Source organism: Daejeonella sp. (assembly GCF_036405355.1).
GTDB lineage: Bacteria > Bacteroidota > Bacteroidia > Sphingobacteriales > Sphingobacteriaceae > Daejeonella.
In genome coordinates this window covers 1-13,338 of record NZ_DASWXT010000050.1, presented here as the reverse complement: position 1 = coordinate 13,338, position 13,338 = coordinate 1, and the positions used below count along the sequence as shown (strand labels likewise).

Below are 13,338 nucleotides of genomic sequence, written 5' to 3'. Positions count from 1 at the left end.
TAAAATAGGTTTCAAACAAATTGGATGAAATTAATGTTCTATCTATTGGGCTAAAGCCCAATGTAATTTTTCTCACCTGTTGCTGAATATTGGGCTGAAGCCCGAAAACGAACAATCTCATTGACCCAAGCTAAAGCTGGGGCCTATTGAGCGACCGCATTAGTCGGGCTTCAGCTCAATATAATTTTGCTCCCGTCTTATGGAATATTGTCAAAAACCCGTCCGGTCTGTATTTCCGCCTGGCCCGAAAACGAACAAATTATTTGACCCCAGCTAAAGCTGGAGCCTATTGATCGATCGTTGGGTTAGCCACGTCGCTCAATAGCCCGGAGCTTTAGCTCCGGGTAATGATTAGGTTTTCGGATCGGGCTTTAGCCCAAAACCTAAGCGACCAGAACGGAACAATTACTGGTGCTTCAGCACCAAATTGCCGATAAATAATTCATACCCGCCATTCCCTAATCCAAATTTTTATTATTCCAAAACTTTCAATTACTGTAGTCTATGGGCTGAAGCCCGCCCGGATGAACTCCGTTCGGACTGGCCCGAAAATAAACGGAATATTAGCTCAAGCTAAAGCCTATTGAGCAACCGTACTGGTCATGTCATAAATACTTTAACGAACTTACTGGAATACTTAGGAGGCTAAAATACTGGCAGTTTACCGGTGACGATGCAAGAGTAAAAATCATAATCACTTACATCCCGTTACTTTCCAGATTTTTCCATCAGTTTTAGTAAAAAGATAAAATTGTTTATTCGCTCCTAATCCAAAACGAAGATCAGCTCTGCGGCTGGCGGTGATGTTTTTAAAGGTAGAGGTGACTCCATTAAATGACAAGTCAAATTCCAGAATTCGGGCTTCTTTGCCTGCTTCAATTTCCTCATTGTTAAGGTAAAATACCCTTCCGGTCGTAACATCGCCGAAAATATACTTATTCTTAAGCTGTTCGATATTGCCTTCATAAACATAACCTCCTGATATTGCATTTCCTTCATCATGATCAAACTGTGCAATGGGATAAGCAAAATTAAAGTCCGATTCATCAGGCTGTAAGGCATATACCTTATTCATTTTGCCTTTATTATTCAGGAAAAATGTTCCTTCCCGCTGTGGCCAGCCATAATCAGCTCCAGCCTGAATCAGATTTAATTCTTCAATACTGTTTAAGCCGATATCAGATACCAGCATCTTTCCATCAGGTGTCCATGCTACTCTGTTTGGATTGCGGAATCCTCTTGCATATACCTCTCCAAGTGTTTTATCATCATTGTCGCTGGCAAATGGATTAATAGCCGGGATTCCATACTTCCCGTTTTTACTATTGTTTCCCCGAGGGTCTATGCGTATAACGGAGGCCCTGATCTGAGTGTTTGTATTGCAAAGGAAAGAAAACCCGGCTTCTGCCGAACCACCGTCGCCCATTGTAAGGTATAATAATCCATAATCTGAATCTTTGGGCCGGGAGAGGGGATTAAAGACAATTTCCTGCATACTATGAATTACGGTTGGCATGTCAATCCGTAAAAGTTCTCTGCTTTTACCCTCAAATTTGTCTGATTTTGGGTCATTAATTTTCCACTCCGTAAGTACACATTGTACCAGAACCGGAATAGAATCCGCATAAGCGAAATCTGAGGGAGCTGAACGCGGCTTTTCAGAATGAATGGTATAAAATAATCCGTTCTTATAAAAATTGGGATGGAAGGCAAAGCTTCCAAAACCGGTAGCATAACCTGGTACTGAAATAAAGGCTGGTCTTTGAGTACTAATATCCATTACCTCAGTCAGTTGACTGCCTTTTAATTCATATAATTTACCTCTCAGATCTTCAATAAAGCTGCGTTCCTTCTTACCTGGTAAAACCCGCATTTGATTTATTCTGGCCAGAGGTATTTTGTCGGCGCTTGGATTGGCTTTAGTAACTTCCTCCAGTTCAAGTCTTAAACCTGATTTTTTTATCTTTTCGGGGATAGGGTCATTCAATACAGGCCCGAATTTTTCAGTTGCTGCTTCTTTTTTTACCTTAAATGTATTGATATAGGCCAATACTGACAGCATTTGATCATTGCTCAGGGCTTCGAATGAAGGCATTGGAACCTTATATTCCTGCAGCAATTTAATCCCGCGCGGGTTTCCACCTTCAATTACATTCTGTGAATTGCGAATAAAGCGAAGGAGTGCAGGTTTGGTTAGCTCAGTAGTTATGCCTGATAAATCCGGTCCGATACCTCTCTGTGTAAAACTATGGCAGGAACTGCAGTTCTGGGTAAATAAGGCTTTTCCTTCTTCAATGGTTTTCTTATCCTGGGGATAATCATTGATTGTTTGTGCTTCTGCATTGAGAATAATGAGCTGCGCAAAACAGAAGACAATAAATACTTTTAAGTAAACCATATTAATTGTTTTATTTGCAATTAAACTATACTGACTTTGCTTGGTTGGATAAATCTTGTATGCTGCCATCTTTGACTATTTAATTACCAGTGGATGAGCATAATCATCCCACATCCTGCTGATAAAAGCTGCTTCAGCTGCCCCATCATAAACAATAAAGCGGTATCTGGCTATATACTCCTTTCCTGGCCTAATTTCAAAGTCGCCTGCTTGTGATGGTGCGTAACAAAAGAAAGGTTCTGTAGGATGGATACGCATGGGTTGTGGAGATCGGAAATTATCCGGATGGGATAAAATACTGATACCACTAAGTTTTCCACCAATATTACCACTGATGTGAACCCATTTTGAAGTGCTAGCGTGCCCATTACTTCTGTCCTTGCCTTCTGAAGTCAAAAAATTGGCATTATCCTTTCCATTCCACTCTCCATTGCCTCTAAAGCCGATTCCTCCATATAAATATTCCGGAAGTTTTAAGACAGAAGAGGTGGAATTTTGCTGTCTGAGTTCCAGGTCAATGATATAATAAGGCTTTTCATCACCTTCTGTATTGTAAACTTTAATCATCCAGTTTTCATCCAAAACCTTCTTATTTGGGCTTACTGAGAGATCATAATATGCATTTACAGATTCTGAAGACGCAAATACTGATCCTGACTCCGTATTTTTAATTCCATCAAACAAAACAGTACCTGTTTTATCGGCCATATTCCAAAAATCGGGCTTCCGACCCTCAAATTCAGTTTTTGTCCATGCAGCCCATATCCCATGATGGTGTTTATGATTTAATGGGTAATCATCAGCAACTGAAAGACCGGAAGGGGAGAGCACCGGAAAAATATACCCTCCGCGTCGGAATACAGGTTCAATCTCTGCCGGCAATTCTTTTTTACCGGTTTGCAGACCGATAACCTGCTTGCCATTTACTGTGAATTTAGCTTCAGCCTCTGTTAATAAAACATCTGCTTTGCTTGCTGATTTTCTTTCCCTGATCGTTTTAAAGCTTTTAACTTCCCCCGGATTAAGACTCATTATCGCACAGGCATAGCCATCTGTTAGAAATTGTACAGGATACTTCTTTTTGTCCTTATCAATAAGATATATATTCTCTTTAGCCCCTGCAGACTTTAATTTGAACCGGACAATACTATTTTTTCTTACAATATTATCATTCGCAATCCGAATGGTCTTAGATACCTGGGCACTTGCATCCAAAAATACACCAACTATCAAACAAAAAAATAGTGTTGATCTCATCTTTCAAATTTTAATGTTAAGAATTGTATTTGTTCTAGTTCCCCATTTCCTATTCCCAATTTCCTATTCCCCACCCGATAGCTATCGGGTCCCTAATCCTCCTCCTCCACATAATTCAAATCCTTATGAAAGGTCTCATCTAAATACCTGAGCGCAATTACAGCTATTACAAACGACAGTAAACCAACTGCGGCTGCCGCATAAATAATGCCCCAACTCCCTTTGAACTGAATAAATAATGCTGTTAACGGTATCACAGAGCCCCTGACAAAATTAGGAACCGAAGTAGCGACCGTTGCCCGGAGGTTAGTTCCAAACATTTCGGCAGCAACAGTCACAAACAGTGTCCAGTAGCCGTTAGCAAAGCCTAAAAGTGCGCATATAGCATAGAAAACAACAATATCCTTTGTCGGGAATAAAAGATAAACCGCCGCCATAAGAGAGGAAATCAGCATAAAGCTTAAAATGATTTTCTTTCTGCTCTGGAAATACTGGCTTAGAAATCCGCTTGCCAGATCACCGAGCACCTGACCTGAAAATGCAAACATAACGGCCTTCCCTGCGTTGACCGGTTCTGTTATTCCAAGGGCCTTACCAAATTCAGGAGAGAATGTTATCAATATTCCTACAACAAACCAGATAGGTAAACCGATCAGGATACATTTAAGGTATTTAAAAAACCTTTTTTTATTATTAAAAAGCATTAAAACATTACCCCGTTCGATATTTTTATCCTTGATTTTTACAAAAATTCCTGATTCAAATACCTTCATCCGGAGTACCAACAATAATAAACCAAGTCCGCCACCTATGAAATATGAAGTCCGCCAATCAAACAGATCTGCCATAAAATAAGCCAGAACAGCCCCTAAGACTCCCATAGTTGCCACCAGGGTAGTCCCGTAACCCCGTATTTTGCGTGGAAGCACTTCAGCAACAAGGGTAATCCCTGCACCCAGCTCACCAGCCAAACCCACACCTGCAATAAATCTTAAAACGGCATATTGCTCAAAGGAAGTGACAAAGCCATTGGCAATATTAGCCAGAGAGTAGATCAGGATCGAGCCGAAGAGTACAGAAAGCCGCCCTTTTTTATCCCCCAAAATCCCCCAGAATATTCCTCCGATCAATAGTCCGGCCATCTGTAAATTCAATAAAACGATACCATCGTCTAATAAGGCCTCCTGGGAAGTTCCCAGTGATAATAAACTTGGGACGCGAACCACACTGAACAGAAACAAATCATACATATCCACCAGGTAACCCAGGGCTGCCACCATAACCGGAATCTGTACCAGTTGTTTGATGATATATTTAAAATCAACAGGATCTGTAGATTCCTGATCAGTAGCTTGAATGTCAATAGGGTTTTGCTTCATTTTCAATGGTTTATTGATCTTCTATTTATAAACGGGAAAGGGTTAAGCCACCATCAACCATAATTACCTGTCCGGTGGAATAGGGGAAATAACCTGTTGCCAGTGCCAGCACTGCTTTAGCAACATCAGAAGCTTCACCCCAGCGCTTTTGAACACATAAGCCATCTGCAATTAATTTATCATACTTTTCGGTAACACCGGCAGTCATATCGGTATGGATTATACCCGGCCTTACCTCATATACCGGAATGTTAAATTCGCCCAAACGGGAGGCAAAAAGCTGTGTTGTCATACTTAAGCCCGCTTTTGCAACGCAATATTCTCCGCGGTTAACCGAGGCAACCGTTGCTGAAATAGACGAAACATTGATTATACAGGCTTTATAGTTTTTATCCTGCTGCTGTTGAACAATCATCCAGTTTGCTGCTGCCTGAGTCAGAAAATAGGGTCCCTGGAGATTGGTGGACAGCAGATACTCAAAGCTTTCTTCGGATGCTTCCAGAATATCTTTACGCTCTTTGGGTGCTACCCCTGCATTATTGACCAAAACATTCAGACCTCCATAATGAGCCTTGATTTTTTCAATCATTGCAGTGCGGTCTGCTTTTGAAGCGATATCGCCCCGGCAGTAAATTACTTGTCCGCCATGTGTTTCAAGTTCCCGAATCACCTCCTGTACGGCTTCCTCAGCGCGGACACCATTAATGGCAAGGTCAAAACCAGCCTTCGCCAGTTCCAGCGCTATGCCAAAACCAATTCCACGGGTGCCCCCGGTTATAAATGCTATTTTCTTTGTTTGCATATGATATGCTAATAAATGCCAATTAATTATTATTGATTTTGCTTTGGGCTTTGGGCTTTGAGCTATGGGCTTTCAGCTTGGGCAACGCTCATATCCCATAGCCCAAATCTCATTTCTCACAGCTCACAGCCCAAATCTCATTGCTCATATCTCATTTCTCACAGCCCATTGCTCTACAACTCCGGTACATCCAGCCAGCACCTTTTCTCCCAGCTTTCAATACCTTTTTCTGCCAATTGAACCCCTTTTGCACCTTCCCGCAAATCCCATGGAAATGGTTCATCTTTTACAACATGTCTTAAGAACAGCTCCCATTGTACTTTAAATGCATTTTCAAAAATTTCCTGCTCAGGCACTTTAGACCAGCCCTCAAAAAATTTAATCGGTTGCTCGATATCCGGATTCCATACCGGTTTAGGTGTGTTACCGTAATGCTGTGTATAACATTCTCTCAAACCTGCAACTGCCGAGCCTTTGGTTCCGTCAACCTGCAGGGTTAGCAGATCATCGCGGCGAACGCGAACGGCCCAGGATGAATTAAAATGGGCAATTACACCTCCTTCTAATTCAAAAGTCGCATAGGCAGCATCATCGGCAGTACATTTATAAGCTTTGCCTTGTTCGTCAATACGTTCAGGGATATGAGTTGCACCCAGACATGATACTGCTTTTACCTTTCCAAAAACATGATCAAGCACATAGCGCCAGTGACATAACATATCTACGATGATACCACCATCATCTTCCTTGCGATAATTCCACGAAGGCCTTTGAGCAGGGATGGAATGCCCTTCAAAAACCCAGTAACCAAATTCGCCCCGAACAGACAGGATCTCGCCAAAAAATCCGTTTTGAATCAGCCTCTTCAGCTTCATGATACCGGGTAGCCATAGCTTATCCTGCACAACCCCGTTTTTTAATCCTGCAGCCTTGCAGAGCTCGTATAATTCAAGTGCAGTTTTGGTATCAATGGCTATCGGCTTTTCACAATAAACATGCTTGCCTGCCTGTACTGCTTTTCTTACACCTTCTGCTCTTCTGCCTGTGGTTTGGGAATCAAAATAGATGATATTATGTGGGTCGGCCAGGGCTTCATCCACATTGGTAGTCATCTTTTTTACGCCAGACAGCTGACTTAATTTTTCTAATTTATGGATATCACGGCCTACCAGTATCGGATCAGGCATGATGATTTCGTCAGAACTAACCTTAATTCCTCCCTGCTTAATTATTTCAGCTATCGACCTTAATAAATGCTGATTGGTTCCCATGCGCCCGGTGACGCCGTTCATGATGATTCCTATGTTATGTACTTTCATTATGTTGTATTCTTAAGAATTTTTTAAATATGCTTCGGTAATTTTTTTAAGGAATACGGATTGATTCTCTTTCCAATATAAGTTAGAGAAGATCTCTACCTCTATAAATCCATTGAAACCACTTTCCTCAACCCATCCCCGTATTTCTTTAATATTAATGCAGCCTTCACCCATTAAACCCCGGTCGTTGAGCATATCAAGCGTCGGGCTTTTCCAGTCGCAGATATGAAAGGCAGAAAGATTATTGTTTTGTCCACAGCGTTTAATTTCCTGTTCCAGATTAGGATCCCACCATAAATGGTAGACATCCAGTGCGATTCCAAGCCAGGGAGAATTCAGTTCTTCAGCCATATCATTTGCCTGAGCTAACGTATTGATCGCTGATCGGCTATCTGCATACATCGGGTGCAGAGGCTCAATGGCTAATTTTACTCCGGCAGCTTCAGCGTATGGTAAAACAGCCGCAATTCCGTCTTTTATTTGCTTACGCGATTCAGTTAAAGATTGTCCGGGCACTGCACCACAGACTAAAACAATCAATGGTGCGCCCAATGCCACAGCTTCATCAATTGCCTTATGATTATCATCAATTGCTTCCTGCCGGCCTGCAACTGAACTGTTCGGAAAGAAGCCTCCCCGGCAAAGTGAGACAATATCCAGATTAGAATCCCGGAGCATTTGCCCCGTTTGTTTGATATCCCTTCCATTCAGCGTATCACGCCAGACCGTAATTCCTCCAATTCCTGCCTCTGAAAAATTCTTTGCAGCCTGTTCAATAGTCCAGGGTTTAGTGGTTATTGTGTGAACACATAAACGCGAAAGATCCATCAATTGTTCCGGCATCATTTTAGACCTCCAAAAAATGATAAATAGGATTCATTGTTTATGATCCGCTGAAGATATAATGCAGCTTCACGCGCATGATAATCTCCCCACATACTGGATTCACCGTTTGGTATTTTGCTGCCTTGCGGGACATGGTCCCATCCATTCGGACGGTGGTAAATTGAATGTAAGATCAAACCCTGATGATTCGTATCTGTGCTCAGGTAAGGTTCATCAAATAAAGTGTTCATTACCGTTAAACCGGCTTGCCAATAGCGTTCACCAGCTTCCTGATCACCTTTCCTGATCAGATATTTTCCTAAACGAAGGAGTCCCTGTGCCCCAATCGCAGCTGCAGAACTATCCACAGGTTCAAAATCATTATATGGTTCGGCCGGACGATTTAAATAATCGCCGAGTTTATGAAGATCGGGTGCACCGGTATCCCAATAGGGGATGCCATCAGATGGGGTATGTTCAATGTAAAAATCGCAGGTTGCTTTTGCTGCTTTCAGCATAAAGGCTTCCGTTTCTTTACGGCCACCAAACAGATCAAGTTCAGCATCCGAAAGCGTTTCGAAGCATTCAAGCTCTTCGGCAAAACCACACATTGCCCAGGCTAATCCGCGTGTCCAGGTGCTGAAACCGGTATAACCCTGTTGTGAGTTAGGACAGCGAAAGTTCCCGTCTTTGGTATTGAAAACACTTTCATGTGCCGCTCTGCCCCATAAATCATACATATCACGGCCTTCACCATAAAAAACTGAATAATCTGCAGTGGCTTTAAGATGCAATATGGCCCTTTCGAGTAAATTGATCTTTATATCGCCTTCAGCCTGAAATACATGACCCAGAAGATGGCTCACCAATAAGGCACGGCAGGAGCGGATCGTATCTACGAATAAGGAATGCGGTCCGTTAAAGGAATGAATAAAGCCGCCATTTTTTACGTTTGTCCAGCGACTTGCCTGAACTGCACCAGAAATTTTAAGCGCCAGTTGATAAAATTCCTTTTCCCACTCGTTATATTCTGTTTTGCCCTCGTTCATCAGTCGCAGGAGATTGCCGTAGGTGCTCACATTATTGAAACCATGATCATGAACTCCGATATGGCTGATATGCGGGGCCATCACTGCCAAAGTGTTCTTCCGGCCAATCTCCAGAAATTCTTTATCGCCTGTCGCATCAAACTGTAAAATGGCAGAACCAAACTGAAAGCCCTGGGTCCATTCAGTCCAGCCACGGGTGCTGTATTTCCCTTTCACAGTAAAGACTGGCGATCCTTTAGAAACATCATAATTCTTATCCAGATCCATTATCTTTTGGCCCGAGAGCTTCCAGAATTGTTTTAGCTTAGTTTGAAGGTCAGAAGGCTTCAGTGTTTTATTTATACTAATCATAAGGTATCTTTATCGCTGGTAAGGCGATTATGCTAAATAGGGTTAATGATTTGATTTGTTAGCTATTCAAACGTTTGAATAAATGTATATTTTTAATTTTCAATTTTCAAATCATTTTAATGCATTTTAAAAAGAATGGCAAAGAGAACGACGCTTAAGGATATTGCTGAAGAATTAAACCTTACGATTTCGGGTGTTTCAAAAGCCCTGAGCGGGCATCCGGGTATCAGTGCCACGACTAAACAGCGGGTTAATGAAGCAGTTGAAAGATTAAATTACAGGCCGAATAAAATTGCTTCTTCACTGCAGTCGGGTCAGACGAAAATTATAGGTGTCATTATTCCGAGTGCAGATAAAAGCTTTTTTGGTTCAATTGTATTCGGTATGGAAAATATCATTAACCAGAATGGCTATAGTATTCTATTGTATCAGTCGCATGAATTGCCCGAAAATGAAATTAAAGGTATTGATACCTTCATCCAGTCGAGTGTGGATGGTATCATAGCCACGATGGGGAAACAGACCATTAACTATCAGCATTACCTTGAAGTTAAGAAGCGCAATATTCCGCTGGTCTTATTTGATACGGTCAATGAAAATATTCCTGTGCCGACAGTAACAATAGATAATTACAAAGGTGGTTTTATCGCAACCGAGCATCTCATTCAAAACGGATATAAACGGATTGCCTATATCTCAGGCCTAAAACATATTCCAATTTTTAATGAGCGCTTACGCGGATATCTGGACGCTTTGAGAAAGTATAATATCCCTGTTGAAGAAGAACTGATCATTTATGGTAAAAACACCATTAAATCAGGGACAGAATGTATGGATAAGCTATTACAGCTTCAATTAGTTCCTGATGCCGTCGTTGCCGTTGAAGATTTTACGGCTCTGGGAGCAATAAAAGCATTAAAGGCTCAAAAATACCGGATTCCTGAGGATGTGGGGGTAGTTGGATTTTCGAACGAAGGATTTAGCGAGCATATTTCCCCAAGTTTAACTACGATAAACCAAAAGACAGTCGAGATGGGAGAGGAGGCCGCCCGATTACTGTTTGCAATGAGTAATAAGGCAAATCCTTATGATGGAGAACCTGATAAGATTGTTCTTGAGCCTTTATTGATTGTCAGGGAATCATCGCTTAAGGGTAGCTGAACAAGCTTCCATGATATTCCTGTTTAAATAATAATAACCTTTGATAAATCGACAACCCATAGACCTTTCAGTCCGGCATAAGTTAGTTTATCCATCATTGCCCCGTCAAAGCATACGGTCTTGAAAGCACGGTAAGATTTGTTTGTTAGAGAAAATGGCAGCCGGAATGATACGTTTCTGAGTGTGGCTCCGGTAAACGAAACATCGTTCAGTGCAGATTTGTCGAACTGTACTCCGATAAAGGTTTGACCTTCAAAATGCATTCCCCGCAGGTCGGAGTAGTTGAAATCAACGTTTGTAAAGGTGCCGTTTTCAAAAATTGTTTTTCTGAGGTCGGTCATTGTTAATTTCACATCGATCAGGTTTACATCTGTAAACCTGGTTCCGATAAGTGATGACTTATTAAAATCGGTACGGACAAGAATGGATTTGTGGAAGCTGGCCCCGTTAAGGTCAGTGATGGAAAAGCTGCAGTCTGTCAGATTTGTGCCGTCAAAATTAGTTTCACGGGCATCGCTGACTTCAAATGAGCTTCCGGTCAAGTCGGCACCCGCAAAGTCGGCCCTGAATAAGGGACTCGCTTTAAATTTCCCTTTGTGTAATACAGTGCCCGCAAAATCACTCTCCTGCAGATTGACCGCCTTAAGATTTATTTTAATCTGACGTTCTTGTGTAAGTGGCGGCTGCGTAGTCTGGTCAATGTCTTCAATATCTTCAGCCGATATTTTGGAAGGCATTTGATTATCATCAGATTGAAAGTTTTCAGAAAAATAGTTCAGGTCAACAGCCAGAATTTCTGCCAGGCGGCTAAGGGTTAATATATCAGGCATTGATTCACCGCGCTCCCATTTTCCAACCGCTTGCGGACTAATAAACAGAAGTTGAGAAAGTTGGGATTGCGACATGTTTATTCTCTTTCGGGCTGTGGCAATTTTATTGCCGATCATCTTAGTTTCCATTGTAAATCTTTTATTTAATTTTCGATAAGCAAAGCTATGCAGGTGAACTTGCCGAACGCGAAAACTACCAACACTTATAGTTGTATTTAAGCTACTTATAGTTGTTTTTAAATCTAAGAATTACATTTCAGGAGTTTCAACAAAAGAAGCGGTAGTAAATCAGTAATTAATTACAGGTTCCAGACGAGTTCAGTACAGAGTATATTATGTCTGCCTCATCACTAAATCTAATCTACTTTATGTTATCAGGAAGGGGGCTTCATTAAATCTTAAAATATGTCATTTTTAAAAGTCAAAAATTCAGAAATCAGGTAATGAAATTAACAAAATGTCAGTTTGGAGGCTTTAAACAGGGTTTTGTACACAATTTGTACAGGATAAATCACCGTTATGGTAAAAGTTAATTTATTTATGGTTGAACCTTTAACTAGAAACAATTATGAAAAAACTAATCTTAATCATGGCGCTGAACGTTGCAACATTGTCAGGCAGCGCACAAGTAGTAAAAGTAGCTCTTAAACCTACTGAAAATGGCAATACACCTACTGTGGTGTTGGATTCTATTAAAAAATCGTTCCCTGAACCCATAAGCCAGACCCTTACAAAAATCACAGCTCAGAATTATGGAAAACAGTGGAATGTAGAGATCAGCCCTGCGTCTGAACAACAGGATCCCCTGTATTATGAAGTGGATATCATCAATAGTGAGGGCAGATATAAAGCAATTTACAATAGCAAGGGAAACCTGATGCGCTTAAAACAGACTCTTAAAAAGGACTCTTTACCTGAACCTGTGAACCAGACGATCCAATCGAGATATAATGGCTGGTCGCTTGTTGACAAAGAGGAGCGAATTGATAATAACGGCAGAAGGGTGGATACAGAATACAAAGTGCTGTTGAAGAAAGGAATAATCAAAAAAGCAGTCTACCTTGATGAAAGCGGAAAAGTAAAACTGGCCCTGCCGGCAGTTTAACAAATTGAAATTTTAAACTTTATTTTAAACTTTATTAAATCATAACAATTATGACACTGGTTAAATTTAACAACAATGGAAGCAGATCATTATTGCCAGGCTTTAATGATGTTTTCGAATCAATTTTTAATGATACCTTTTTCAGTGAAAGAATTCCCGGCTCTCTGCCTGCTGTGAATTCAAGTGAGAGTGCCGACTTCTATCATGTAGAAATGGCTGCTCCGGGATTAAAAAAGGAATGTTTTAAAATTAATGTAGAGGGGCAAATCCTGAATATTTCCTACCAGGACAATGAGGAACACAATTCAGAAGGCAAGCGCTATACCCATCGTGAATATAGCTTTACATCCTTTGTCAGGTCCTTTAACCTTCCTGAGCAGGCTGATCTCAATATGATCGAAGCAAGCTATGAAAACGGAATACTTAAACTCGATATTGGTAAACGTGAGGAAGCTAAAAGCACTTCACGTTTGATAGAGTTGAAATAATTTTTCTCCTAACTACTCAAAAGGCCGCTCCGGATTCCGGAACGGCCTTTTTTATAAAAAGTTAATTCTTTGTCGATGAACAAATAATGATAATACTAATCGGCCTGGTGTAAATTTATCTCGCGACCAATATCATTTACCTCAGGATCTTCATCAAAAATCGGAAGGTCGGTTTCATAATCGAGTTTTAACCATACGCCTTCTGTATCCTTTTGAATGTGGATATATTCCTTGCCTTCTTTGAAAATAGTAAATGTATTATCCTCTTCCGGAAATACGGAATAGGTTGCTGATCCTATAAAAATATCAAATGGTTCTTCCATATACAAAGATAAGAGATGCAGGTTAAAACTTTCAAAACTTTAGTAAAGCAA

12 protein-coding genes are annotated in these 13,338 nt (G+C 41.0%); 3 read left to right on the top strand and 9 right to left on the bottom strand.

Translation table 11 applies throughout. The features are described from left to right. Positions 1-694: 694 nt before the first annotated feature. The 7 genes from VGE44_RS06060 to VGE44_RS06030 all read right to left on the bottom strand — a co-directional run bounded on the left by VGE44_RS06060 (position 695) and on the right by VGE44_RS06030 (position 9,380). Positions 695-2,467: a PQQ-dependent sugar dehydrogenase gene (locus VGE44_RS06060; protein WP_331076956.1), complete on the bottom strand. Its 1,773-nt coding sequence runs from the start codon at positions 2,465-2,467 to the stop codon at positions 695-697. A 6-nt stretch (positions 2,468-2,473) separates the two neighbouring features. Beyond that, a complete protein-coding gene (locus tag VGE44_RS06055) occupies positions 2,474-3,655 on the bottom strand; it encodes a PmoA family protein (RefSeq protein ID WP_331076954.1) in 1,182 nt (393 codons plus the stop codon). A 92-nt stretch (positions 3,656-3,747) separates the two neighbouring features. Further along, complete coding sequence (locus VGE44_RS06050; protein ID WP_331076952.1) at positions 3,748-5,034, bottom strand: MFS transporter; 1,287 nt, start codon at positions 5,032-5,034, stop codon at positions 3,748-3,750. 25 nt (positions 5,035-5,059) lie between these two features. Continuing rightward, positions 5,060-5,836, bottom strand: coding sequence for a 3-ketoacyl-ACP reductase (locus VGE44_RS06045; protein ID WP_331076950.1), 777 nt, complete (start codon positions 5,834-5,836; stop codon positions 5,060-5,062). Between the two features lie 173 nt (positions 5,837-6,009). Next, the gene (locus VGE44_RS06040) at positions 6,010-7,155 is read right to left on the bottom strand and encodes a Gfo/Idh/MocA family oxidoreductase (RefSeq protein WP_331076948.1); all 1,146 of its coding nucleotides are present in this window, start codon (positions 7,153-7,155) and stop codon (positions 6,010-6,012) included. Positions 7,156-7,167: 12 nt separating this feature from the next. Next, a complete protein-coding gene (locus VGE44_RS06035; RefSeq protein WP_331076946.1) occupies positions 7,168-8,001 on the bottom strand; it encodes a sugar phosphate isomerase/epimerase family protein in 834 nt (277 codons plus the stop codon). After that, a complete protein-coding gene (locus VGE44_RS06030; RefSeq protein WP_331076944.1) occupies positions 7,998-9,380 on the bottom strand; it encodes a hypothetical protein in 1,383 nt (460 codons plus the stop codon). The genes VGE44_RS06035 and VGE44_RS06030 overlap by 4 nt, the downstream gene beginning before the upstream one ends. Before the next feature lie 135 nt (positions 9,381-9,515). Here VGE44_RS06030 and VGE44_RS06025 point away from each other — a divergent pair, with 135 nt between their 5' ends. After that, positions 9,516-10,541, top strand: coding sequence for a LacI family DNA-binding transcriptional regulator (locus tag VGE44_RS06025; protein ID WP_331076942.1), 1,026 nt, complete (start codon positions 9,516-9,518; stop codon positions 10,539-10,541). Between the two features lie 23 nt (positions 10,542-10,564). Here the strand turns inward: VGE44_RS06025 and VGE44_RS06020 are convergent, their stop codons facing one another. Then, on the bottom strand, positions 10,565-11,500 hold the full coding sequence (locus tag VGE44_RS06020; protein ID WP_331076940.1) for a pentapeptide repeat-containing protein: 936 nt from the start codon (positions 11,498-11,500) through the stop codon (positions 10,565-10,567). 439 nt (positions 11,501-11,939) lie between these two features. On the opposite strand from VGE44_RS06020, the gene VGE44_RS06015 reads away from it, so the two are divergent. After that, a complete protein-coding gene (locus VGE44_RS06015) occupies positions 11,940-12,476 on the top strand; it encodes a PepSY-like domain-containing protein (RefSeq protein ID WP_331076939.1) in 537 nt (178 codons plus the stop codon). A 50-nt stretch (positions 12,477-12,526) separates the two neighbouring features. Beyond that, positions 12,527-12,964 (top strand): Hsp20/alpha crystallin family protein, encoded by a 438-nt coding sequence (locus tag VGE44_RS06010; protein WP_331076938.1) that lies wholly within the window; start codon positions 12,527-12,529, stop codon positions 12,962-12,964. 95 nt (positions 12,965-13,059) lie between these two features. Here VGE44_RS06010 and VGE44_RS06005 read toward each other — a convergent pair whose 3' ends face one another. Continuing rightward, on the bottom strand, positions 13,060-13,287 hold the full coding sequence (locus tag VGE44_RS06005; protein ID WP_331076936.1) for a hypothetical protein: 228 nt from the start codon (positions 13,285-13,287) through the stop codon (positions 13,060-13,062). Between the last annotated feature and the right edge of the window lie 51 nt (positions 13,288-13,338).

What these genes read in the sequence shown, in the direction of transcription:
- VGE44_RS06050 (WP_331076952.1), bottom strand. Translation starts at nt 5,034, where the DNA reads ATGAAGCAAAACCCTATTGACATTCAAGCTACTGATCAGGAATCTACA.
- VGE44_RS06005 (WP_331076936.1), bottom strand. Translation starts at nt 13,287, where the DNA reads ATGGAAGAACCATTTGATATTTTTATAGGATCAGCAACCTATTCCGTA.
- VGE44_RS06030 (WP_331076944.1), bottom strand. Translation starts at nt 9,380, where the DNA reads ATGATTAGTATAAATAAAACACTGAAGCCTTCTGACCTTCAAACTAAG.
- VGE44_RS06040 (WP_331076948.1), bottom strand. Translation starts at nt 7,155, where the DNA reads ATGAAAGTACATAACATAGGAATCATCATGAACGGCGTCACCGGGCGC.
- VGE44_RS06060 (WP_331076956.1), bottom strand. Translation starts at nt 2,467, where the DNA reads ATGGCAGCATACAAGATTTATCCAACCAAGCAAAGTCAGTATAGTTTA.
- VGE44_RS06045 (WP_331076950.1), bottom strand. Translation starts at nt 5,836, where the DNA reads ATGCAAACAAAGAAAATAGCATTTATAACCGGGGGCACCCGTGGAATT.
- VGE44_RS06035 (WP_331076946.1), bottom strand. Translation starts at nt 8,001, where the DNA reads ATGATGCCGGAACAATTGATGGATCTTTCGCGTTTATGTGTTCACACA.
- VGE44_RS06025 (WP_331076942.1), top strand. Translation starts at nt 9,516, where the DNA reads ATGGCAAAGAGAACGACGCTTAAGGATATTGCTGAAGAATTAAACCTT.
- VGE44_RS06010 (WP_331076938.1), top strand. Translation starts at nt 12,527, where the DNA reads ATGACACTGGTTAAATTTAACAACAATGGAAGCAGATCATTATTGCCA.
- VGE44_RS06015 (WP_331076939.1), top strand. Translation starts at nt 11,940, where the DNA reads ATGAAAAAACTAATCTTAATCATGGCGCTGAACGTTGCAACATTGTCA.
- VGE44_RS06020 (WP_331076940.1), bottom strand. Translation starts at nt 11,500, where the DNA reads ATGGAAACTAAGATGATCGGCAATAAAATTGCCACAGCCCGAAAGAGA.
- VGE44_RS06055 (WP_331076954.1), bottom strand. Translation starts at nt 3,655, where the DNA reads ATGAGATCAACACTATTTTTTTGTTTGATAGTTGGTGTATTTTTGGAT.